General features: G+C 61.5%; 14 protein-coding genes and 7 tRNA genes. 7 read left to right on the top strand and 14 right to left on the bottom strand.

Annotated features, from left to right (window positions below; all coding sequences use genetic code 11):
- Positions 1 to 24 precede the first annotated feature (24 nt).
- The gene (locus ACQRCJ_RS00410) at positions 25 to 954 is read right to left on the bottom strand and encodes a hypothetical protein (protein WP_427799158.1); all 930 of its coding nucleotides are present in this window, start codon (positions 952 to 954) and stop codon (positions 25 to 27) included.
- Positions 955 to 1,217: 263 nt separating this feature from the next.
- Here ACQRCJ_RS00410 and ACQRCJ_RS00405 point away from each other — a divergent pair, with 263 nt between their 5' ends.
- The 3 genes from ACQRCJ_RS00405 to queE all read left to right on the top strand — a co-directional run bounded on the left by ACQRCJ_RS00405 (position 1,218) and on the right by queE (position 3,033).
- A complete protein-coding gene (locus ACQRCJ_RS00405) occupies positions 1,218 to 1,799 on the top strand; it encodes a manganese efflux pump MntP family protein (protein WP_168935197.1) in 582 nt (193 codons plus the stop codon).
- Positions 1,800 to 1,939: 140 nt separating this feature from the next.
- A complete protein-coding gene (locus ACQRCJ_RS00400; RefSeq protein WP_427799157.1) occupies positions 1,940 to 2,356 on the top strand; it encodes a 6-pyruvoyl trahydropterin synthase family protein in 417 nt (138 codons plus the stop codon).
- Positions 2,356 to 3,033 carry a 7-carboxy-7-deazaguanine synthase QueE gene (queE, locus tag ACQRCJ_RS00395; protein ID WP_427799156.1) on the top strand — a complete coding sequence of 226 codons (678 nt, stop codon included), beginning with the start codon at positions 2,356 to 2,358 and terminating at the stop codon, positions 3,031 to 3,033. Before ACQRCJ_RS00400 ends, queE begins: the two co-directional genes overlap by 1 nt.
- A 415-nt stretch (positions 3,034 to 3,448) precedes the next feature.
- Here queE and ACQRCJ_RS00390 read toward each other — a convergent pair whose 3' ends face one another.
- From ACQRCJ_RS00390 to ACQRCJ_RS00350, 9 genes are all read right to left on the bottom strand, one after another.
- Entirely contained in the window at positions 3,449 to 4,102 is a 654-nt protein-coding gene (locus tag ACQRCJ_RS00390) for a GntR family transcriptional regulator (protein ID WP_168935195.1), read from the bottom strand.
- Between the two features lie 231 nt (positions 4,103 to 4,333).
- Positions 4,334 to 4,408 (bottom strand) — tRNA-Gly (locus ACQRCJ_RS00385).
- 58 nt (positions 4,409 to 4,466) lie between these two features.
- Positions 4,467 to 4,541, bottom strand: a tRNA-Gly gene (locus ACQRCJ_RS00380).
- Between the two features lie 19 nt (positions 4,542 to 4,560).
- Positions 4,561 to 4,635, bottom strand: a tRNA-Gly gene (locus ACQRCJ_RS00375).
- A gap of 32 nt (positions 4,636 to 4,667) precedes the next feature.
- Positions 4,668 to 4,742 (bottom strand) — tRNA-Cys (locus tag ACQRCJ_RS00370).
- An 8-nt stretch (positions 4,743 to 4,750) separates the two neighbouring features.
- Positions 4,751 to 4,825: transfer RNA gene (locus tag ACQRCJ_RS00365), tRNA-Gly, on the bottom strand.
- Between the two features lie 35 nt (positions 4,826 to 4,860).
- A tRNA-Cys gene (locus ACQRCJ_RS00360) sits at positions 4,861 to 4,935 on the bottom strand.
- Between the two features lie 8 nt (positions 4,936 to 4,943).
- Positions 4,944 to 5,018, bottom strand: a tRNA-Gly gene (locus ACQRCJ_RS00355).
- Positions 5,019 to 5,125: 107 nt separating this feature from the next.
- Positions 5,126 to 6,430: a phenylacetate--CoA ligase family protein gene (locus tag ACQRCJ_RS00350; RefSeq protein WP_040368905.1), complete on the bottom strand. Its 1,305-nt coding sequence runs from the start codon at positions 6,428 to 6,430 to the stop codon at positions 5,126 to 5,128.
- Positions 6,431 to 6,623: 193 nt separating this feature from the next.
- Here ACQRCJ_RS00350 and rsfS point away from each other — a divergent pair, with 193 nt between their 5' ends.
- From rsfS to ACQRCJ_RS00330, 4 genes are all read left to right on the top strand, one after another.
- Positions 6,624 to 7,016, top strand: a complete 393-nt coding sequence (gene rsfS, locus ACQRCJ_RS00345; RefSeq protein WP_168935194.1) for a ribosome silencing factor — start codon at positions 6,624 to 6,626, stop codon at positions 7,014 to 7,016.
- Entirely contained in the window at positions 7,013 to 8,548 is a 1,536-nt protein-coding gene (gpmI, locus tag ACQRCJ_RS00340; RefSeq protein ID WP_297160241.1) for a 2,3-bisphosphoglycerate-independent phosphoglycerate mutase, read from the top strand. The genes rsfS and gpmI overlap by 4 nt, the downstream gene beginning before the upstream one ends.
- Positions 8,538 to 8,780: a hypothetical protein gene (locus ACQRCJ_RS00335; RefSeq protein ID WP_168935192.1), complete on the top strand. Its 243-nt coding sequence runs from the start codon at positions 8,538 to 8,540 to the stop codon at positions 8,778 to 8,780. The genes gpmI and ACQRCJ_RS00335 overlap by 11 nt, the downstream gene beginning before the upstream one ends.
- 92 nt (positions 8,781 to 8,872) lie before the next feature.
- The gene (locus ACQRCJ_RS00330) at positions 8,873 to 10,288 is read left to right on the top strand and encodes a mannose-1-phosphate guanylyltransferase/mannose-6-phosphate isomerase (RefSeq protein ID WP_427799155.1); all 1,416 of its coding nucleotides are present in this window, start codon (positions 8,873 to 8,875) and stop codon (positions 10,286 to 10,288) included.
- Positions 10,289 to 10,767: 479 nt separating this feature from the next.
- On the opposite strand, the gene ACQRCJ_RS00325 is transcribed toward ACQRCJ_RS00330, so the two are convergent.
- The 4 genes from ACQRCJ_RS00325 to rpoB form a co-directional block, all read right to left on the bottom strand.
- Positions 10,768 to 12,366 (bottom strand): (Fe-S)-binding protein, encoded by a 1,599-nt coding sequence (locus ACQRCJ_RS00325; protein WP_168935190.1) that lies wholly within the window; start codon positions 12,364 to 12,366, stop codon positions 10,768 to 10,770.
- Between the two features lie 10 nt (positions 12,367 to 12,376).
- On the bottom strand, positions 12,377 to 13,300 hold the full coding sequence (locus ACQRCJ_RS00320; protein WP_303930514.1) for a respiratory nitrate reductase subunit gamma: 924 nt from the start codon (positions 13,298 to 13,300) through the stop codon (positions 12,377 to 12,379).
- A gap of 677 nt (positions 13,301 to 13,977) precedes the next feature.
- Positions 13,978 to 18,147 (bottom strand): DNA-directed RNA polymerase subunit beta', encoded by a 4,170-nt coding sequence (rpoC, locus tag ACQRCJ_RS00315; RefSeq protein WP_168935188.1) that lies wholly within the window; start codon positions 18,145 to 18,147, stop codon positions 13,978 to 13,980.
- 120 nt (positions 18,148 to 18,267) lie between these two features.
- Positions 18,268 to 22,404, bottom strand: coding sequence for a DNA-directed RNA polymerase subunit beta (gene rpoB, locus ACQRCJ_RS00310; protein WP_300646347.1), 4,137 nt, complete (start codon positions 22,402 to 22,404; stop codon positions 18,268 to 18,270).
- Positions 22,405 to 22,510 lie beyond the last annotated feature (106 nt).

The raw sequence follows: 22,510 nt of genomic DNA, 5'->3' as shown, positions 1-22,510 counted from the left end.
CAGCGGGGACGGGAGCAAGCGGGGTCAGAGCCGCGGCAGCTGGGTGAGCGGTACGGCCATCCGTATGATGAGGAAACACCAGGGCAGGAGCTGCAGCACAAGGCTGCGGGCCTTCCGGGGCCGGTACAGGAAGACGCTCCAGCTGATGATGGCCAGGGCGGCCAGCACCGACAGGATCAGGGCGTTCATCTGGGGCATGATGTCGAAGGGGACGCCGCTGTGCAGGCTGCGCAGCAGGGCGGCCAGCAGGGTGCTCCAGAAGTCTATGATGGAAGGCAGATACCCCACCACGGCCCAGACCGTGCACCAGCGGACGGCCAGGGGGAACGCCCTTTCGTCCGTCAGCGGTGCGCGGTGGCGCAGATACCAGAGCCAGAGCAGGGCAGCGCCGCCCGCCAGCGAGAGGTAGCGGAAGAGCAGGTGCAGGGCCTGGCGGATCTGGAGCAGGATGAAGTTGCTGCGCTCCATGCCCTGCGGCGGCTCCAGCAGCAGGCCTGTGGACAGCAGGCTGCCCAGCAGGAAGAGCAGCAGGGCCAGCAGACAGCCCCAGAGCGTCAGGCGCAGGTCAGTGGTGCGATAGACCGTGATGGCCGGATCCGTGGTGTCGGGCCAGTGACGGGAGGCACGCAGCAGGCCCCAGAGCAGCAGGGTGGCCGGCAGCCAGGCCAGCAGGGCCACGCTGGCGGGCTGGACGAGAAGGTCGGCCAGCGGAGGCATCTGCGGTTGCCGCAGGGTTTCCAGCAGGAGCATGAGCGGGAACAGGGGCAGGGAGAGGGCGGCACAGAACAGGTCCAGACGCAGGAGCTGACGTCCGCCCCAGAGGCACAGGGCCGCGTTGCCCTTGCGGCCGGCCAGCAGGGTCATGAGGATGAGGAAGGGCAGGGCCTGGGCCGTCTGTGCGAGCAGGGCCTGCAGGTTGCCAAGCCAGTATATGAGGATGAAAGTCATTTGCATGGGATACTCTCCTGCCCGCTATATAAGCGTTGCCCGTGCGGGCTGCAAGAGGAGGGCGCCGGGACAGCAGCCTTTGCCGCGGGCCGTCGGGATGCGGATCTGCCGTGCGGGCGCGTGATCGTGGCTGCCGCGCAGGAACGCGGAAGTGGTTTCCGGCTCCGGAGCCTCTTCCCGGCCGGGGATGCTGCGGCGGAAAGCTTGCCGCCGTCGTGCGCTTGGGGTATGACTCGTCTGTTTCACCTCCGTCAACCTGCGGGATAATCATGTCATTTTTTACTGTTTTTCTGCTGGCTGTGGCCCTGTCCATGGATGCTTTTGCCGTGGCGCTGGCCTCGGGATGCGCCATCCGCGAAGTCCGGCTACGCCAGTATGTCCGGGTCAGCGCGGCCTTTGGCTTTTTCCAGTTCTTCATGCCGGTGCTGGGCTGGTTCCTGGGGCAGTCGGTGCATCATTTCATCGAGGCCTGGGACCACTGGCTGGCCTTCGTGCTGCTGGCGTGGATCGGCGGCAACATGCTGCGCTCCGGTATCGGTGGCCTGCGCAAGAACGAGCCCGTGTCCTGTCCCCAGAGCGACCCCACCGCAGGCTGGAACCTGCTCCTTCTGGCCGTGGCCACCAGCATCGATGCCCTGGCCGTGGGCCTGACCTTTGCCATGACGAATACCAATGCCTTCCTGCCTTCCTGTCTTATCGGGGTGGTCTGCGCCGCCATCTCGGCCTGCGGGCTCTTTTTGGGCAAAAAGCTGTCCTCGCTGCCCATGCTCAACGGCTGGGCCGAGGTGCTGGGCGGCGTGGTGCTGCTGTGCATCGGCCTGAACATCCTGCACGAGAGCGGTGTCATCTAGCCTGCCGGGAAGGCCGCAGGCCCCTGCCGGATGGTTGCCGAGCCGCGCCAAGATGCCCTATAGTGCCGGAGGCCCGGAGACCGTCCGTGCCGCAGGCATGTCCGAAATCATCCGGCATGCCGGAGTGTTGAGAGGAGACCATGATCAGTATCTGCCGTTATCATAATATTTCCGTGGGACACCGCATCTGCGGGCACGAATCCCACTGCGCCCGTCTGCACGGGCATAATTACCGCATCCATTTCACCTGCACCGCCGACGAGCTGGACGCCCTGGGGCGCGTGCTGGACTTCCAGGTGGTCAAGGAACGCCTGTGCCAGTGGCTGGAAGACCACTGGGATCACCGCTTTCTGGTCTGGGACAAGGATCCCCTGCTGGAAGGCCTGCGGGCGCTGGATCCTTCGGTGAGCGTCCTGCCCTGCAATCCGTCCGCCGAGAACATGGCCCGCTATCTGGGCGAAGTGGTGGGGCCGGCCCAGCTGGAAGGCACCGGGGCCCGTCTGGTGGCCGTGGAAGTGGAAGAGACCGCCAAGTGCAAGGCGCGCTGGAGCCTGTGATGCGGACCCTGGCGGTCAACGAATTTTTCGTCACCCTGCAGGGCGAGGCCTCCTTTGCCGGGACGCCTGCCGTGTTCGTCCGTTTCCAGGGCTGTCCTGTGGCCTGCCCGTGGTGCGATACGCAGTACGCCGCCCGCCTGGACGGCGCGACGCTGGATTTTGCCGCCGTGCGTGCCAAGCAGGGGCCGGGAGCGGGCTATGCCGATGTGGAGCCCGGGGCGTTGCTGGCAGCCATCCGGGAGGCCGGGCCGCGCCATGTGGTGCTGACCGGCGGCGAGCCCTGCCGCCATGACCTCACGGAGCTGACCTCCCGGCTGGTGGCGGAAGGTTTTCGTGTCCAGATCGAGACCAGCGGCACCATGCCCATCCGTTGCCATGCGGATGTCTGGGTGACCCTGAGCCCCAAACTGGACATGCCGGGGGGGCTGGCAGTGCGTCAGGATGCCTGGGAGCGGGCCGGAGAGATCAAATTCCCTGTGGATGCGGCCGCGGATCTGGCCCGTTTCGAACAGGCGCTGGCAGCGGCCCGCAAGGCGGCTGTCCGGCCGCTGACGGAGCTCGTCTGGCTGCAGCCCGTGAGCCAGGGGAAGGAAGCCACACGACTGTGCGTGGAGGCGGCTTTTGCCCATCAGTGGCGTGTGAGCGTCCAGGTCCACAAATATCTGGACTTGCGTTGACGCAGCCCTTTGAACAGGGAAAGGCACAACGAATATGAAAGGCGGCATGCACATGGCATGTCGCCTTTTTCTTTAGCTGGTGGCCGCAGCAGCAAAGGATTCTGGAACGTTAGGGACGACTATACCGGATGGAACGGCTGCCGAAAAGGGAGCAAGCCATGCCTGCCGATGTGGCTAGGCATCCGGCGATCAGCCGCAGCGTTTCGCCGGGGAAACGGGGCAAGGCTTATGGAGAGGCCATCCATAGTACAGGCAGAGGATACAGGAAGAGGGGATCTTGCCGGGGGGGCATTCCGCAGGCTTCCGGCATCCCGTTCGTGATGTGAAAAGCGTGCGCAAGGTATAGGCCTGTCCCCAGAACGAAAAAAAAAGCCACCCGAAGGTGGCTTGTCATATCCGGTGGAGCGCGCGCAACCTAGTGGCGCTTCAGGCGCTTCATCTCGTCCTGCATCAGTTCCAGGCCGACCAGGATGTTACGGCGCATGGCTTCCATGAGTTTTTCTTCATCCTTGTCGCGCATGGCGGTCAGGATGTCCTTGTGCTGCTGGATGAAGAGCGAGATGTCTTCGGGAGAATAGCGGCGGGTGTTGAGGAAACCTTCCACATAGTCCAGCAGGTGGCTGTCCACGGCCAGCAGATGGTGCATCCGCGAAAGAGAGTAGAGCTGCAGGTGGAAGTCCCTGTCTTTGTGGAAGAAAAAGTCGGCATCACGGGTATCGGCCAGGTCGCCGGCCAGCTGCTCCAGCCTGTCCATGTCTTCGGCGGTCGCCTGCTGCATGGCTTCCTTGGCCAGGGCACATTCCACCTGGATGCGCAGATTGAAGATGTGCTCAATTTCCTTGGAAGAGGGCGGCATCATGACGATGGCCCCCTTGTAGGGGATGTTCTGGACCAGGCCGGATTTGTCCAGGCGCATGAGGGCATCCCGGATGGGCCCGCGCCCCACGCCAAGCTTTTTTTCCAAGTCTACAAGGACTAGTCGGGTGCCGGGCAGGGCCTCACCGGACAGGATCATGTCACGGATCAAATCGTAGGCCGCCAGCGATTTGATGGTAGAAGCAGTACTCATGGAAACTCCTTCTGTAAGGTACATATTTTGATAAATAATTTATGAAATTATGTCAAATGGCCCGGGATGGCAAAAAAAGGAGGAAACTCGCCTGCATGGCACGTTTTTTTGCGGTCCGCCAGCAGGGCGGGGAAGCCTCCGGACATGCGTACAGCAGGAGAACGCTGTCGGGGAGATATGTCCGGATACAAAAAAAGGGGCTTTCTCCTAAGAGAAAACCCCTGAATTTGCTGGAGCGGGAGACGGGATTTGAACCCGCGACTTCAACCTTGGCAAGGTTGCACTCTACCACTGAGTTACTCCCGCGCGGGATGCGGAACGATCCGCTATGGAAAGGACCTCATAAGAAGTCCGTGTCGGCTTGTGGAGCGGGAAACGGGACTTGAACCCGCAACCTTCAGCTTGGGAAGCTGACACTCTACCGTTGAGTTATTCCCGCCCGAAAGGGCAGTTTTTTATGGAGCGGGAGACGGGATTTGAACCCGCGACTTCAACCTTGGCAAGGTTGCACTCTACCACTGAGTTACTCCCGCACACTGGCACGGTATGTTGCGATCGTTTTTTATGGAGGCGACATCCAGATTTGAACTGGAGAATGGAGGTTTTGCAGACCTCTGCCTTACCACTTGGCTATGTCGCCTTATGTTGTGGAGCGGGAGACGGGATTTGAACCCGCGACTTCAACCTTGGCAAGGTTGCACTCTACCACTGAGTTACTCCCGCGCATATGCACGGCATATCCACCGATCGTTTTTTTTTGGAGGCGACATCCAGATTTGAACTGGAGAGTGGAGGTTTTGCAGACCTCTGCCTTACCACTTGGCTATGTCGCCTCATTTGTTGGAGCGGGAGACGGGATTTGAACCCGCGACTTCAACCTTGGCAAGGTTGCACTCTACCACTGAGTTACTCCCGCTCAACGAAAGAGGGTTCTACGCTAGAGACCCCCTTTCTGTCAAGCAGCTTTTTTCATTTTGTCGAAAAATAAAAAATTTATTTTCCAACATGCTGTTTTTGTTAGCTTTATTCTGTAGGCCGCTTGTCGATGATACGCTTGGCCTTACCTTCGGAACGCTGGATGGAATGCGGTTCCATAAGGCGCACCTTGGTGGTGACGCCCAGGAATTCCTTGATGCTCTTCTGGATGGAGCTTTCCAGGCTCTGCAGCTTGCGGATCTCGTCGGCAAAAAGGGTCTCGTTCATCTCCACCTGGACTTCCAGGGTATCCAGGTTGTTCACGCGGTCCACGATGATCTGATAGTTGGGGCTCAGGTTCTGGTTTTCCATGAGCAGGGCTTCGATCTGCTGCGGGAAGACATTGACGCCGCGGATGATGAGCATGTCGTCGCTGCGGCCCCGGATGCGGGTCAAACGCACATGGGTACGTCCGCAACGGCAGGGAGTGTAATCCAGGCTGGTCAGGTCGCGGGTGCGGTAGCGGATCAGCGGGATGCCTTCCTTGGTGAGCGTGGTGATGACCAGTTCGCCCACTTCGCCCTCGGGGAGCTGTTCGCCGGTGACGGGGTCGATGATCTCGGGCAGGAAGTGGTCTTCCCACAGGTGCATGCCGCACTTGGATTCCAGGCATTCCATGGCCACGCCGGGGCCCATGACTTCGGAAAGGCCGTAGATGTTCAGGGCATTGATGCCCATTTTCTGCTCGATGTCCTGGCGCATCTCTTCGGTCCAGGGCTCGGCACCGAACACGCCGGTACGCAGGGGCAGGTCACGGAAGTCGATGCCCACTTCCTGGCCGGCTTCCCACAGGTGCAGGGCGTAGGAGGGCGTACAGCACAGGGCCGTGGCGCCGAAATCGCGCAGCAGGTAGGCCTGGCGACGCGTGGCGCCGCCCGAGGCCGGGACCACCGTAGCACCGATGCGCTCGGCACCGCCGTGGGCGCCCAGACCGCCGGTGAACAGGCCGTAGCCGTAGGCCACATGCACGATGTCCGTCTGGTTGACGCCGGCGGCGGACAGGCTGCGGCCGGCCAGTTCGGCCCAGTTGTGCAGGTCGCGGGCGGTATAGCCCACCACCACGGCCTTGCCGGTGGTGCCGCTGGAGGCGTGCAGGCGGACGATGTTGTCACGCGGCACGGCGAAAAGACCGAAGGGATAGTAATTGCGCAGGTCCTGCTTTTCGGTAAAGGGCAGGTTCTTCAGATCGGCCAGGCTCTTGATGTCGCCGGGCTTGATACCGCTCTCGTCGAAGCGTTTGCGGTAGAAAGGCACATTGGCATAGACACGGGAGCAAAGGTCCTGCAGACGGCGCAATTGCAGGGCTTCGATATCTTCGCGGGGCAGCGTTTCCTTGTCGATATTGAAAATCACGGCGTTTCTCCTTGAAATCCTGAGTAGTCTATGGATGACGCAAAAGCCCCCCAAGGTCAAGATATCTGCTTGAAAAACATGGATAACATATTGCAATGCAATGTCTTTTTTTATGCCCGGAACAATGCGCCGGGCCATCCCCGGGCCGGGCGGCATTGTTGCCCTCGGGTACGCTTTGAGGTATGGGAGGGACATGCAAAACCTTATCTCTACCCCCAAGAAATATTCGGAACTGCCTACGGCGGAAAAAATGGCCGTCATCAAGGCGTGGCTTGAGGAACACAAGGCTGTCGACGTGGCCGAGATCGACCTGGCCGGCCAGGGTGCCTTCACGGACGCCCTGCTGGTGGTCAGCGCCACCTCCGTGCGTCATGCCCAGAGCCTGGCGGACGGCGTCTCTGCCCTGTGCCATGAACAGAACTACGAATACCTGCGCATGGAAGGCTACAACACCGGCCAGTGGATCCTGGTGGACTGCAACGACATCGTGGTCAACATCTTCCAGCAGTCCGTGCGTGATCTTTATCAGCTGGAGAACCTGTGGGGCGCGGCTGCCGCTGCCCTCAACAAGGAGCCCCGTGCATGACCCCCACCCTGTTGCTCATCCTTGACGGCTGGGGCCTGACGGAAAAAGGGGAAGGCAATGCCCCCTGGGTGGCAGCCACGCCCCATCTGGATGACCTGATGGCGCGCTGCCCCCACAGCCGCCTTGCCGCCTCCGGGCGCGAAGTGGGCCTGCCTGCCGGCTATATGGGCAACTCCGAGGTGGGACACCTCAATATCGGTGCGGGACGCATCGTCTATCAGGACATGACGCGCATCGACGTGGCCCTTGAGGACGGCTCCCTGTTCCACAACCCCGTGCTGCAGGACGTGCTGGAAAAAACACGCCGCAGCGGCGGCCGTCTGCATCTGGCGGGCCTGCTCTCCGACGGCGGTGTGCACAGCCACATCAACCATCTGGTGGCCCTGTGCGCCATGGCTTTCGCCGCCGGTGTGCCGGTGCGCATCCACTGCTTCATGGACGGGCGCGATACCCCGCCCCAGAGCGGCGCCTCCTATGTGCGCAGCCTGCTGGAACAGATCGTCTCCATGAAGGACGTGCGTGTGGCCAGCCTGGCGGGGCGCTTCTATGCCATGGACCGCGACAAGCGCTGGGAGCGCGTGTCCGAGGTCTGGGATCTCATGGTCCACGGCAAGGGCCGCAAGGCCACGGATGCCGTGCAGGCTGTGGAAGATTCCTATGCCGAGGGCGTCAGCGACGAATTCATCAAGCCCGTGCTGCTGGAAGGCGAGGATGCCTCCACCCTGCAGGACGGCGACGGCCTGTTCTTCTACAATTTCCGCGCCGACCGCATGCGCGAGCTTTCCCAGGCCTTCGTGGACGCGGACTTCACCGGTTTCGAGCGGGGCAGGGTGCCGCAGCTGGCTGCCGTGGCTTCCATGACGGCCTACGACGCCCACTTCCCCCTGCCGGTGGCCTTCCCCAAGGAATCCGTGACCATGGGCCTTGGCGAAGTCGTTTCGCAGCAGGGCATGCACCAGTTGCGTCTGGCCGAAACGGAAAAATACGCGCACGTCACCTATTTCTTCAACGGCGGTGTGGAAGAGCCCCTGCCGCTGGAAGACCGCATCCTCGTGCCTTCGCCGCGCGAGGTGCAGACTTATGACCAGAAACCGGCCATGAGCGCCCGCGAGGTCACGGACAAGTTCGTGGAAGCCTGGCAGAGCGGCCAGTACGACCTGGTGGTCTGCAACCTGGCCAACGGCGATATGGTGGGCCATACGGGCGTGCTCTCCGCCGCCGTGGAAGCCTGCACGGTGGTGGATGAATGCGTGGGCCGCATGGTGGCTGCCGTGGAGGCCCGCAAGGGCCGTATGCTGCTCATCGCCGACCACGGCAACTGCGAAGTCATGAAGGACGGAGAGGGCAAGCCCCAGACCGCCCATACCACCAATCCCGTGCCCTGCATCCTGCTGGATGCCTCCGGCAAGGAATGGCGCCTGCATGACGGCAAGCTGGCCGATGTGGCCCCGACTCTGCTGCGCATGTGGGGCATCGCCCAGCCCGAGGCCATGACCGGGACGCCGCTGGTGGAGGAAGCCCATGTCCGGTAGCCAGAAACCTTTGGAGCCTGTGGCTCCTGACGGCATGGAGCTGCTGTTCTTCTACCGCTGCCCCCACTGCCTGCGCCATGTACCGCTGGTCAACCCGGTGGAGCCGCGCAATGTGCGCTGCGACGGCTGCGGCAAGCAGTTCCCCATCATCCCGGTGGACGAGCACGGCCTGCATTATGTGCGCATCATGCTGGCCAACGGCAAGGCCGCTGCCAATCCCGACTATCTGTAAGCGTCGCCATACGGCCGGAGGAAAGTCCTCCGGCCGTTTTCTCTGCCGCGATGCTTTTTTCTCCACGCTACCAAATATACCGAGCAAACGACATGAAGATCTGTCCCGTCATCTTGTGCGGGGGCGCCGGTACACGCCTGTGGCCCCTGTCCCGTCGCAAGTATCCCAAGCAATTCATGGACCTGGGCGGCCATACGCTGTTCGAGGACACGCTGCAGCGTCTTGCGGCCGTGCCCGGACTGGCCGCGCCCGTGGTCATCTGCAATGAAGAGCAGCGCTTTCTTGCCGCCGCAGCCCTGCAGCGTCAGGGACTGAACGGCCGGATCCTGCTGGAACCGGAACCGCGCAATACGGCACCGGCCATCGCCGCTGCCGCGCTGGCCGTGACGGTCGCCTGTGACGTGGAAGACGGTGATCCTGTCCTGCTGGTCCTGCCTTCGGACCATGTGCTGGAGGATCTGCCGGCTTTTGCCGCTGCCGTCACACAGGCTGCAGAGTGTGCCCGCGAAGGGGCCTTGGTCACCTTCGGGGTCACGCCGGACCGCCCCGAGACCGGTTACGGCTACATCGAAAAGGGCGATGCCCTGGCTTCCGGTTTCGCGGTTCGCCGTTTTGTGGAAAAGCCCGCGCAGGAGGCTGCCGAGGCCATGCTGGCGCAGGGCGGCTATTTCTGGAACAGCGGCATGTTCGTGTTTCGCGCCTCCCAGTATCTGGCCGAGCTGGAAGCGCAGGCTCCGGCCATCATGGCCGCGGTGCGCAAGGCCTGGGCCCTGCGCCGGGCCGATTATGACTTCATCCGCCTGCATCGGGAATCTTTTGCCCACTGCCCCTCTGATTCGGTGGACTATGCCCTGATGGAGAAAAGCGCGCATGTGGCCATGGTGCCGCTGCCGTGCCGCTGGAGCGATCTGGGATCCTGGGAAGCCATCTACGAAAACAGCACGCAGGATGCGGAAGGCAATGCCTGCGTGGGCGATGTGATGGCCCAGGACAGCCGGGGATGCTACATCCATGCCGGGAGCCGCCTGGTGACGACGCTGGGCGTGAAGGATCTTGTGGTGGTGGAGACCGGCGACGCCGTCCTGGTGGCCGACAGGGCCCGCAGCCAGGAGGTCAAGACCCTGGTGGCCCGTCTTGCCGCCCAGGACCGGCACGAGCAGGAGATGCATCTGCGTGTGTATCGTCCCTGGGGCTGGTATGAGACCCTGACCCTGGGCGAGCGATTCCAGGTCAAGCGGATCCAGGTCAATCCCGGAGCAGCGCTTTCCCTGCAGCGTCACCGGCACCGGGCCGAGCACTGGGTCGTCATCGCCGGGGAAGGTCTGGTGCGCGTGGGGGACGAAGAGATGCACCTGCATGTGGACCAGTCGGTCTACATCCCCCAGAAGACCATGCATCGGCTGAGCAACGCTTCGGCACAGCCGCTGGAGATCGTGGAAGTCCAGACCGGTGATTACCTGGGCGAAGACGATATCGAGCGTTTTGACGACCGTTACGGGCGTGAATGAGCCTGAGATGGCCTGAGGCCATCACCAGATACCAAGGCTGCGGGAGAGTTCCCGCGGCCTTTTTTATTTTTGGGGTCAGCCTGGTGAGCGTCACGACGCGAAACGAAATGGCGGATGATTTGGAGGATGGCCCAGGGACAGGCATCAGGCAAACGTCCCCGATAACGTCTCGCAGTCCTTCAGAGCCCGTCTGGTATACGACGCAGCCAGATGGATGAAACGGATCTTTTTTGTAAGCATCCGGACGTTTTTCCTGATGTCACAGGGCGATCGCCGGACACAGGACAGGCCCGGAAAAAAGTTTTTTGGCGAGGAGGGGGCGAGGGGAGGACGCAGCTTTTGTCCACCAAAGGGGGCCTTTCCCTCGCCCGCAGGAAAACACGGGTGCAGACGGATGCGTCGCAGTTCTCCCGCTTTTCTGCAGGTATAAAAAAGGGGGAGCATCGCTGCTCCCCCCAAAGATGACACATGGTCGAAGATTACTCTTCGTCGCCTTCCCACTTGATGAAGCCGGGATTGACGTTGACCATGGCGTTGACGATCAGTTCCACCAGACCGCCGTAGGCGAAGCTGTTCTTGGTGTACAGATCGCTGTGTTCCAGCATTTCGCGGATCTGGCCCTTGCAGTTGGAGCAGGGAGCGCAGATGTACTTCTTGGTTTCGGGGCCAAGGCAGTCCTTGAAGGCCTGGGCGATCTGCCACATCTTTTTACGGCCGGAGATGTTGCCGCGCCATTCGTCGATGTTCTGACGGGTCATGATGGCGAAGCCGGAACCACCGCCGCAGCAGTAGTTGTCCACGCCGTGGCAGGGCATTTCGCGGAACTGCGGGGCGATCTTGTGCAGGATGTCGCGCTGGGGCTGCACCACACCCATCAGACGGACCACGTTGCAGGGGTCGTGCAGGGTGACGGGGAAGTTGTTGCGCGAGGGATCCAGCTTCAGACGACCGGACATGATGATGTCACGCAGGGTTACATAGCAGGATTCGCGGGGCACCTGGTATTCGTAGGGGATGACGCGGTCGGCGATAACGGTCATGGCCTTGTGGGCGTGGCCGCATTCGCCGATGACGATCTTCTTGGCACCCAGTTCCTTGGCGGCCTGCATGTGCTGCAGGGCGATACGGGCGGTCTGGGCGTCGTCATAGAACACGCCGTAGTTCACGCCGTCATAGGCCACGGCCTTGCTGGACAGGGTCCAGGAAAGGCCGGCTTCCTGGAAGATCAGGGAGAAGCTGGCGATGTTTTCGGGCCAGGCCATGACTTCGCCGGCGTTGTGGATCAGCAGGATGTCGGCGCCCTTCACGTCGAAGGGGGTGTGGATGCCCACGCCGGTGATTTCGGTGTAGTCCTCGTCGATGAACTCCACGTTTTCTTTCACCACGTCGGGGGTCATACCGGTGGAGGAGCCCACCTTCATCTGGTTGATGGTGCCCTTTTCGTGCAGTTCGCGGGGCGAGAAGCCCAGTTCCTGGCTGAACAGCTTGCGGATTTCGCGGGCGATCAGGCCGTTATCCACACCGATGGGGCAGGTCTGGGCGCAGCGACGGCAGAGGTTGCAGCGGTAGGCCAGTTCGCCCAGGCGGGCAACGGTCTTCCAGTTCAGGCCCATGTCGCCGTAACGCCATTTGGCCAGGGGCTCTTTCTTCACATACTGCTTGTAGATGCGGCGGAAGATTTCAGAGCGGTAGTTGGGGCGGTACATCTCGTTCTTGCCGGACATCTCGTACAGATGACAGGCATCGGAACAGGAGTTGCACTGGGCGCAGTAGTCCATGCTGGTTTCCAGCATGGGCAGGAAGGTCCAGTTGTTCTCCTTGCTGAACAGCTTGCGCATACCGTCCAGGAAACGGTTGACCAGCTCTTCTTCTTCCTGGGGGGTCTGGGGCTTGGGGATGTTCAGCACGCAGACTTCGTCCAGGATGCAGGCCACTTTGGCCTTCTGCTCGTCGGTAACGGGGCGCCAGGGCATCTTGACGAGGTCAAGGCCTTCCACATCGGGGATGTCCTTGAGGTCGATGCTGACCATCTGGCCTTCGGCCGTGGAAATATCAGTCAAACGCAGCGTATCTTTCATGATATACTCCCTAGTCCTTCTTGGGGGATTCGGTAGCGATGTCGAGCCAGGTCTTGGTGCCCTGACCGTTGATGTGGTCGGCAGCCCAGCTCACCTTGAACTGCAGGGCCTGCTTCATCTTCTCGTTGTTCTTCTGGCTGAAATCGGTGGGGGTGTCGCCCCAGCGGATGTCATGGTAGGTGAAGTACTTGAAGAGCAGGTGGCCCATGTGGGTCATGGGGATCCAGATCAGCACGAAGAAGCCGAACAGCATGTGGATCACGAAAGTGGTGCTGTTGATGTCGGCAAAGTTGAAGGTGAGCAGGTTGTAGATGAAGTCACCGGACATGCGGGCAAAGGAGGGGTTGAAGGCCCAGGCCACCAGACCCACCAGGGCGAAGACGATGAACACGCCCAGGTTGAAGAAGTGTTCGGGGGTGGAGTACTTGCGCAGGCCTTCGTCGTGCAGACGACGGCAGATCAGGCCGATGCCGCCGCCGATGATGCCGAACATGCCCAGCAGGCTGATGGCATTGATGACGTTGTGCACGAAGGTCAGGAAGCCGCCGTCGGGGTTCATGCCGAACAGGCGCAGGAAGGCGGCCACGACCAGGATGATGGTGCCGCCCATCAGCATGTACAGACCAAAGTGGAAGGGATAGGTGCGGAACCACAGCTTGAGGTTGTGGGTGAAGGTGGCGTGCAGGAAGAGCACTTCTTCCAGCAGGGCCTTGATATCGCCCAGGTGGTCGACGTGGCGGGGCTTGGTCCACCAGTCGGTCTCTTCCATGAAGCTGCCGCCGTAGGAGACTTTGGGGCCTTCATGCGGCACGGGGTAGAGCTCCCAGCGGACGTGCAGGGGGCTGGCAGCCAGATAGCCTTTCACCTTGATGGCGGCAGTCGCCACAAAGCCGATTACTGCAAGGTAGGCCAGGATGTAGAACAGAGTTGTCATGCGTTTTCTCCCATGAGTCGAGATGCCTGCGGCATCGTGGTTTCTGCGCATGACCGAGCCAGATCCGGTCATGAGCAAGAGGTGCAGCGCACCAGGAACCAACCTCTCCAGAACAATGCGCCGGGATCCTGCGGCTCGGATCATGCCGGGGCACGACCTGTCGCCGCCTGGTCTCAGGCGCGGAACAATTCCTGCCTTCTACCGTAAAATGCAAGAAATGCAAAGATGGCACGCAGATTCCCAAAATACTCCGACCTGACTATGTTTTCTTATTTATGTAATTATTTTAATGTTTTAATATGAATGAAGCCATGCTTTGCGCGTATGAAAAATTTTTTGACCTCCTTTTCACAACACGTCGGCTCCGGCGGAGGGGGATGCGTCTTAGCCAGCAGGTCTTCCCGGCCATGGCCGGGAAATTTTTCTCTCTTATCAGGAATTAGTCACAAAAAGAAAGATGGGAAGGGCTTCTCTACATTTTGTTGCACTGGGGACGACACCACCCGGTCCCAGCCGCAGGGAGGAAGGCGCCGGGACAGCGGCCGGCAAGAGAGGCAGGGCCGGCGATGGCGAGAGGGCAGGGCGTGCTGCATACGGTCCTTCGGCCGATCAGCCATACATAAAAAAAGGGCGACCGCCATATGACGGTCGCCCTGATGTTCAGCAGAGGAAAGGGCCTACTGGCCCAGATCCACCAGCACGGGGTTCTCTTCCAGATCTTCCAGGAACTTGTCCGGACGTTCCTTCTGGTCGGGCACGGTGATGTCGCCGTGGACATACTCGCGATAGCCCGTACCGGCCGGGATGAGACGGCCCACGATGACGTTTTCCTTGAGGCCGCGCAGGTAGTCCATCTTGCCCTTGAGGGAGGCCTCGGTGAGTACCTTGGTGGTTTCCTGGAAGGAAGCCGCCGAGATGAAGGACGAGGTGGTCAGCGAAGCCTGGGTGATGCCCAGCACCAGCGGTTCGGCGGTGGCGGGCTGACGGCCTTCGGCGATGGCCTTGTGGTTCTCGGCCTTGAACTCGGCCTTGTCCACCTGTTCGCCCACCAGGAAGCTGGTGCCACCGGAATCCAGCACGGTGACCTTCTTGAGCATCTGGCGCACGATGACTTCGATGTGCTTGTCGTCGATGCCTACGCCCTGGAAGCGGTACACTTCCTGGATCTCGTCCACGAGGTAGCGGGCCAGGTACTTTTCACCGCGGGTGCGCAGGATGTCGTGCAGTTCGGGCGAACCTTCGGTCAGCGGATCGCCGGCTTCCACGAAGTCGCCGTCGGCCACGGTGATGTGCTTGCCCTTGGGCACCAGGTATTCCTTGGAATCACCGATCTCGGGGGTCACCACCAGCTTGCGCTTGCCCTTGGATTCGCCGGCGTAGGACACGGTACCGGAGATCTCGGAGACCACGGCCATGTCCTTGGGCTTGCGGACTTCGAAGAGCTCGGCCACGCGGGGAAGACCACCCACGATGTCCTTGGTCTTGGAAGTTTCGCGGGGCTTACGGGCGATGATGTCACCGGCCTGGATGGCCTCGCCGTCCTTGACCATGATGATGGAGCCCACGGGCAGGCTGTACACGGCGGACGCCACGCTGTGCGGACGCTGCTTGACGTTGCCGTTCTCATCGCAGACCGAGATGGACGGACGGTAGTTGGTGGTACGGTATTCCATGATGGTCAGGGAGGCCTGACGCGTCACGTCGTCCACCTTTTCCTGCACGGTCTTGCCGTCCACGATGTCGGTGAAGCGGATGATACCCTCTTCTTCGGACACGAAGGGTTCGTTGAAGGGGTCCCACTCGGCCAGCACGGTGCCCTTGGTCACTTCCTGACCGTCGGTCACATGCAGGCGGGCGCCGTTGGGCAGGATGTACTTTTCACGTTCGCGGCCCTGCGGATCCACGATGGTCAGCTGGCCGCTCTTGCCCAGCACCAGCTGGATGCCGTCACGGTTGGTAACGGCGCGCACGCGGTTGAGGATGACGCGACCGGTGTTCTGGGCTTCGAACTTGTTCTTTTCAATGGTGCTGGATGCGGTACCACCGATGTGGAAGGTACGCATGGTCAGCTGGGTGCCGGGTTCACCGATGGACTGGGCGGCGATGATGCCCACGGTCTCGCCGGTGTTGACCAGGTGCCCGCGGGCCAGATCGCGGCCGTAGCACAGGGCGCAGATGCCGCGCCCGGCCTGGCAGGTGAGGGGCGAACGCACCGTGATGGAGCTCACGCCGTGTTCACGCAGCACAGCGGCCTCGGCTTCGTCGATGAGGGTGTTCTCGGGCAGCAGCACCTTTTCCGCGTCTTCGGGATCGTAGACGGGGTAGAGCAGCACACGGCCCATGGCACGTTCCCACACCGGGGTCTTGATGTCGCCGCCTTCGCGCAGGTGGGTCAGCTCGATGCCGTCCACCGTGCCGCAGTCGTGTTCGGAGACGATCACGTCCTGCACCACGTCCACCAGACGACGGGTCAGGTAACCGGAGTTGGCCGTCTTCAGGGCGGTGTCGGCCAGACCCTTACGGGCACCGTGGGTGGAGGTGAAGTACTGCAGCACCGACAGACCTTCGCGGAAGGACGAGGTGATGGGCGTTTCGATGATTTCACCGGAAGGCTTGGCCATCAGACCGCGCATACCGGCCAGCTGACGCATCTGGTCCTGGTTGCCTCGGGCACCGGAGGTGGACATCATGAAGATGGAGTTGAAGCTCTGGTTCTTCTCTTCACGGCCGGTCTTGGGATCCTTCAGGATATCGTAAGAGATCTCCTTGATCATTTCCGTGGAGACGTCCTGGGTGGCCTTGGTCCACACATCGACGACCTTGTTGTACTTTTCGGTACGGGTGATGATACCGTCGCGGTACTGGCGTTCGATGCCGTCCACCTCGGCCTGGGAAGCGGCCAGGATGTCCTTCTTGCGGGCCGGGATGATGAGGTCCTTCACACCGATACTGACACCGGCGCGGGTAGCGAACTCATAACCCATGTTCTTCAGATTGTCGCAGAGGATGACCGTGGCCTTGATGCCGCACTGGCGGTAGCAGTTTTCCACCAGCTTGGCGATCATCTTCTTGGTCAGCACCAGGTTGACGTTCTCGAAGGACATTTCCTTGGGCAGGATGTTGCTCACCAGCACGCGGCCGGGCGTGGTGCGGTGGGTCTTGCCGTCGGGCATGCGCACGTTGATGCGGGCGTGCAGGGACACGGCATCGGCATCATAGGCGGCTTCCACTTCCCAGGGACCGCAGAAGGTCATGCCTTCGCCCTTCTCGAAGCTGCGCTCGGAGGTCATGTAGTACAGACCCAGAACGATGTCCTGGGAAGGCACGATGACGGGACCGCCGTTGGCGGGCGAGAGGATGTTGTTGGTGCTCATCATGAGCACGCGGCATTCGATCTGCGCTTCCACGGAAAGCGGGATGTGCACGGCCATCTGGTCACCGTCGAAGTCGGCGTTGTAGGCCGAGCAGACCAGGGGATGCAGACGGATGGCCTTGCCTTCCACCAGCAGGGGCTCAAAGGCCTGGATACCCAGACGGTGCAGGGTAGGGGCACGGTTGAGCATGATGGGGTATTCGCGCACCACTTCCGAGAGGATGTCCCAGACCACCAGCTCTTCACGCTCCACCATCTTCTTGGCGCTCTTGATGGTGGAGGCATAACCGCGCTTTTCCAGCTCCGAGTAGATGAAGGGCTTGAACAGCTCCAGGGCCATCTTCTTGGGCAGGCCGCACTGGTGCAGCTTGAGGTAAGGACCCACGGTAATAACGGAACGACCGGAGTAGTCCACGCGCTTGCCCAGCAGGTTCTGACGGAAGCGGCCCTGCTTGCCCTTGATCATGTCGGACAGGGACTTGAGCGGACGACCGTTGGTACCGGCGATGGCGCGACCGCGGCGGCCGTTGTCGAACAGGGCGTCCACGGCTTCCTGCAGCATGCGCTTTTCGTTGCGGATGATGATGTCGGGAGCGCCCAGTTCGATGAGGCGCTTCAGACGGTTGTTGCGGTTGATGACGCGGCGGTACAGGTCGTTGAGGTCGGAGGTGGCGAAACGGCCGCCGTCCAGGGGCACCAGGGGACGCAGCTCCGGCGGGATGACGGGAATGACTTCCATGATCATCCATTCGGGCTTGTTGTTGGACTCCAGGAAGGCCTCGACGATCTTCAGGCGCTTGGTGAGCTTCTTCTTTTTGGTCTGGCTCTTGGTGGTCTCGCTTTCTTCGCGCAGTTCGGTGCGCAGCTTTTCCAGATCCAGCTCTTCCAGAAGGGAGCGCACGGCTTCGGCGCCCATGCCCACGGTCAGGGCGTCTTCGGTGCCGTAGTGGTCCAGGATCTGCAGGTACTGGTCTTCAGAGATGACCTGGCGGCGCTGCAGATTGGTCTGGCCGGGATCGAGCACGATGTAGGAATCAAAGTACAGGACCTTTTCCAGATCGGCCATGGTCATGTCGAGCAGGGTGCCGATCTTGGAGGGCAGGGTCTTGAGGAACCAGATGTGGGCCACGGGCGCGGCCAGTTCGATGTGGCCCATGCGCTCGCGACGCACCTTGGAGGCAATGACTTCAACGCCGCACTTTTCGCAGACGATGCCGCGGTGCTTCATGCGCTTGTACTTGCCGCAGTTGCACTCGTAGTCCTTCACGGGGCCGAAGATCTTGGCGCAGAACAGGCCGTCGCGCTCCGGCTTGAAGGTACGGTAGTTGATGGTTTCCGGTTTCTTGACCTCACCGTAGGACCATTCGCGGATGGCTTCGGGCGAGGCGATGGAAATCTGGATGGCTTTCAGGTTGCGGATGTTGGTCACATTGGCCGACGTGCCGCGTGCAGTGAAGAGATCGTCCAGGCTCATATATCTACCTTGCTTGTCAAAAGCTCGTTACAGTCGTTGTGGCGTATGGTTGACGCTCCGTCCCGGGGAATGGCGCTGCCGGGCACCGCGCGGTGGCGTGATGCCCGGCGCATCCATGAATTATTCCTCGGGTTCCTGGTCGCGCATGAAGCCGATACGCTTGGGCTTTTTCTTGCCGTCTTCCTGATGCAGGGTCACGTCGAGGCCCAGGCTCATGAGTTCCTTGACCAGAACGTTGAAGGATTCGGGCAGACCGGCTTCCAGGAAGTTGTCGCCCTTGACGATCTTCTCGTACATCTTCACGCGTCCGGTCACGTCGTCGGACTTGACGGTGAGGAATTCCTGCAGGAGATAGGCGGCGCCGTAGGCTTCCAGAGCCCAGACTTCCATTTCACCCAGACGCTGGCCACCGAACTGCGCCTTACCGCCCAGCGGCTGCTGGGTGACCAGGCTGTAGGGGCCGGTGGAGCGGGCGTGGATCTTTTCGTCGACCAGGTGGTGCAGCTTCAGGATGTACATGACACCGGTGGTCACGCGGTTCTTGAAGGGCACGCCGGTACGGCCGTCGTACAGGATGGTCTTGCCGTCGCTGTCCTTGCCGGCCTTTTCCATCCAGCCCCAGATCTCTTCTTCGGTGGCGCCGTCGAAGACCGGGGTCTTGGTCACGATGCCGTTGCGCAGCTTCTTGACCGAGGCGATGAACTCTTCGTCATCCATCTTGTCCACCAGCTCGCTGATGGCCGGAGAATCGAAGACGTCCTTGACCTCGTCACGCACCACCTGCAGGGCCGCGCCGGAATCCAGCAGTTCGGCCAGCTGGCGGCCAAGTTCCTTGGCGCCCCAGCCCAGGTGGGTTTCCATGATCTGGCCGATGTTCATTCGCGAAGGCACGCCCAGGGGGTTGAGCACGATGTCCACGGGGCGACCGTCGGCGAAGAAGGGCATGTCTTCTTCGGGCAGGATGCAGGAGACCACACCCTTGTTACCGTGACGGCCGGCCATCTTGTCGCCCACCGAGAGCTTACGCTTGATGGCGATGTGGACCTTGACCATCTTGATGACGCCGGGAGGCAGATCGTCCCCTTCGGTGACCTTCTCGCGCTTGGAGTCATAGATGGCGTGCAGGTAATCCACCTGATGGTCGTAGTCCTTGAGCTGGTCGGCCACGATGTCGTTGACTTCCTTGCTCTCGAACAGGCCCTGCAGCTTCTTCACCGGGATGGCGTCCAGCTGCTCGCGGGTCAGGGCGACACCGGCTTCCACCAGCACTTCGCCCTTCTTGTTGCCGGGGACGCTGACGGCGGTCAGCTTGCCCAGCACATGGGGGGCCAGCACTTCGCGGGTGCGGTTGCCCAGAGCGCGCATGTGATCGGATTCCTTCTGATCCAGCACGGCGGTGTCGTGGGCCTCGATGGCCAGGGTGCGGTCGTCCTTTTCACCGGAACGACGGTTGAACACCTTGACGTCGATGACCGTACCTTCCACTCCCGGGGGCACCTTGAGGGAGGTGTTCTTCACGTCGCGGGCCTTCTCGCCGAAGATGGCGCGCAACAGCTTTTCTTCCGGGGTCAGCTGGGTCTCGCCCTTGGGGGTGATCTTGCCGACCAGGATGTCGTCAGGCTTCACGGCCGCGCCGATGCGGATGATGCCGCTGTCGTCCAGGTTGCGCAGCATGTCTTCGCTGACGTTGGGGATGTCGCGGGTGATCTCTTCGGGTCCGAGCTTGGTGTCGCGGGCCACCACTTCGAATTCTTCGATGTGGATGGAGGTGAAGATGTCCTCTTTCACGGTACGTTCGGAAATGAGGATGGAGTCTTCGTAGTTGTAACCGCACCAAGGCATGAAGGCCACCACCAGGTTCTTGCCCAGAGCCAGCTGGCCTTCGTCGATGCCGGGACCGTCAGCGAGGATCTCGCCCTTCTTGAACACCTGACCGGGGTAGCAGGTGGGCTTCTGACCAAAGCAGGAGTTCTGGTTGGACTTGTGGAACTTCAGCAGGTCATAGGCGCGCACGCCGCCCTGTTTCTTGTACAGGTCGCCTTCGTAGGAGACCACGATGCGGTCGGCGTCGGCGTATTCCACCTTGCCGTCGGCCTGGGCCACGATGCAGGCGCCGGAGTCGCGGGCCACGTCGATTTCCATGCCGGTGCCCACCAGGGGCTTTTCGCTGCGCAGCAGCGGCACGGCCTGGCGCTGCATGTTGGAACCCATGAGGGCGCGGTTGGCGTCGTCGTGTTCCAGGAAGGGGATGAGCGCGGCCGAGATGGAGACCATCTGGCTGGGCGAGATGTCCATGAGGGTCACCTCGTCACGGGAGCGCATTTCCACTTCGCCCTTGACGCGCACGGTCACGAACTCGTCCAGGAAGTTGCCGTCGGCGTCCACGCGGGCGTTGGCCTGGGCCACCACCTGGTCGCCTTCGCGGGAAGCGTCCAGATGCACGATCTCGTCAGTCATGCGGCCATTGCGCACCACGCGGTACGGGGTCTCGATGAAACCGAAGTCGTTGACCTTGGCGAAGGTGGTCAGCGACACGATCAGACCGATGTTGGGACCTTCGGGCGTTTCGATGGGGCAGATGCGGCCATAGTGGGAGGTGTGCACGTCGCGCACTTCGAAGCCGGCACGCTCACGGGTCAGACCGCCGGGGCCCAGGGCCGACAGACGGCGCTTGTGGGTCACTTCGGACAGGGAGTTGGTCTGGTCCATGAACTGCGACAGCTGGGAAGTACCGAAGAACTCCTTGAGCACCGCAGCCACAGGCTTGGGATTGATCAGGTCGTGGGGCATGAGCGTGGAGATTTCCTGGATGCTCATGCGTTCCTTGATGGCGCGCTCCATGCGCACCAGACCGATGCGGTACTGGTTCTCCACCAGTTCGCCCACCAGGCGCACGCGGCGATTGCCCAGATGGTCGATATCGTCGGCCGGACCGTGGCTGTCCTTCAACTGCACCAGCACCTTGATGGCGGTGAGGATGTCGTTGTCGGTCAGGGTACGGGAATCTTCGGTGTCGGGCAGGCCCAGGCGCTGGTTGAGCTTGTAACGGCCCACCGGCGACAGGTCATAGTAATCCGGGCTGCGGAACAGGTTGTCGAAGAAGCTGGCGGCGATCTCGGCGGTCGGCGGGCTGGAAGGACGCAGACGACGGTAGATCTCTTCCTGAGCCTTTTCCTGATCGGGGATGCGGTCCTGCATCAGGGTGTCGCGGATGGAGGAAGAGGTGTCGGTGCCCTTGGTGTGCAGCACGGCGATACGCTCGATGCCGGCTTCGCGCATGCGCTCCAGCAGGCCGGGAGTGATCTCGTCGGCGGCTTCGGCCAGCACTTCGCCACTGCCGGGAGCGATGACGTCTTCGGCCAGGAACATGCCGTCCAGGGTGTCGGGACGCACTTCGATGGCCTTGATGCCCGCTTCACAGACCTGACGCCAGCCACGCTTGGTGATGGGCTTGCCGGCCTTGATGAGCACGGTGCCGTCCTCGGTGGCGATGTCGGAGTAGGCGTTGTCCTTGCGGTACAGGGACTTTTCCACTTCCCACATCAGGGTGTTGTGCGGCTTCAGCAGGTAGTGCTCGCGGGTGTAGAAGTACTCCAGGATGTCCATCTTGCTCATGCCCATGGCCTTGAACAGGATGGTGGCGGGCATCTTGCGGCGACGGTCGATGCGGACATACAGGATGTCCTTGTGGTCGAAGTCGAAGTCCAGCCAGGAGCCACGCATGGGGATGACTCGGCAGGAGTAGAGCACCTTGCGGCTGGTGTGGGTCTTGCCGCCGTCGTGTTCAAAGATGATGCCGGGAGAACGCTGCAGCTGGTTGACGATGACGCGCTCGGTGCCGTTGATGATGAACGTGCCTTTTTCCGTCATCAGGGGCAGGGTGCCAAAGTAGATGCCCTGTTCCTTGATGTCGCGGATGGTGCGGTTGCCCGTGGCTTCATCGGTGTCATAGACCACCAGGCGCACCTTGATGTGCACCGGGGCTTCGTAGGTCAGGCCCTTGGAGATGCACTCGGCCTGGTCGTACTTGGGCTCGCGGATTTCGTAGCTGACGAATTCCAGGCTGGCGGTCTTGTTGAAATCTTCGATGGGGAAGACGGTGTGGAACACGCCTTCCAGACCTTCCTCCTTATTTCGATCGGCTTCGGCAACGCCTTCCTGCAGGAACTTGCTGTAGGAGTCGATCTGAAGATTGAGGAGGTGCGGAATGGGGAGAGTAACGTTGATTTTGCCGAACTGTTTGGTAAGCTGGCCCATGCGATACCTCAAGGTAGGTAGCGGTTGCGCTTCGGCTGCCGGCGTTGCACCGGAACGTCCGGTCGGCATTCTGCCCGTGCAGACCGCTGTGGACAGACTGCCAAAA

It is taken from the genome of Desulfovibrio sp. SGI.102 (genome assembly GCF_050314315.1).
Classification (GTDB): Bacteria; Desulfobacterota; Desulfovibrionia; order Desulfovibrionales; family Desulfovibrionaceae; genus Desulfovibrio.
The sequence above is the reverse complement of the archived record's forward strand: the minus strand, read 5'-3'. Positions and strand labels throughout refer to the sequence as shown.

Bases quoted from the DNA above. Each gene is read 5' to 3' on its own strand.
- ACQRCJ_RS00405 (WP_168935197.1), top strand. From the start codon at position 1,218: ATGTCATTTTTTACTGTTTTTCTGCTGGCTGTGGCCCTGTCCATGGAT.
- rpoB (WP_300646347.1), bottom strand. From the start codon at position 22,404: ATGGGCCAGCTTACCAAACAGTTCGGCAAAATCAACGTTACTCTCCCC.
- ACQRCJ_RS00335 (WP_168935192.1), top strand. From the start codon at position 8,538: ATGTCCGGTAGCCAGAAACCTTTGGAGCCTGTGGCTCCTGACGGCATG.
- ACQRCJ_RS00320 (WP_303930514.1), bottom strand. From the start codon at position 13,300: ATGACAACTCTGTTCTACATCCTGGCCTACCTTGCAGTAATCGGCTTT.
- ACQRCJ_RS00330 (WP_427799155.1), top strand. From the start codon at position 8,873: ATGAAGATCTGTCCCGTCATCTTGTGCGGGGGCGCCGGTACACGCCTG.
- queE (WP_427799156.1), top strand. From the start codon at position 2,356: ATGCGGACCCTGGCGGTCAACGAATTTTTCGTCACCCTGCAGGGCGAG.
- gpmI (WP_297160241.1), top strand. From the start codon at position 7,013: ATGACCCCCACCCTGTTGCTCATCCTTGACGGCTGGGGCCTGACGGAA.
- ACQRCJ_RS00390 (WP_168935195.1), bottom strand. From the start codon at position 4,102: ATGAGTACTGCTTCTACCATCAAATCGCTGGCGGCCTACGATTTGATC.
- ACQRCJ_RS00325 (WP_168935190.1), bottom strand. From the start codon at position 12,366: ATGAAAGATACGCTGCGTTTGACTGATATTTCCACGGCCGAAGGCCAG.
- rsfS (WP_168935194.1), top strand. From the start codon at position 6,624: ATGCAAAACCTTATCTCTACCCCCAAGAAATATTCGGAACTGCCTACG.
- ACQRCJ_RS00410 (WP_427799158.1), bottom strand. From the start codon at position 954: ATGCAAATGACTTTCATCCTCATATACTGGCTTGGCAACCTGCAGGCC.
- rpoC (WP_168935188.1), bottom strand. From the start codon at position 18,147: ATGAGCCTGGACGATCTCTTCACTGCACGCGGCACGTCGGCCAATGTG.
- ACQRCJ_RS00400 (WP_427799157.1), top strand. From the start codon at position 1,940: ATGATCAGTATCTGCCGTTATCATAATATTTCCGTGGGACACCGCATC.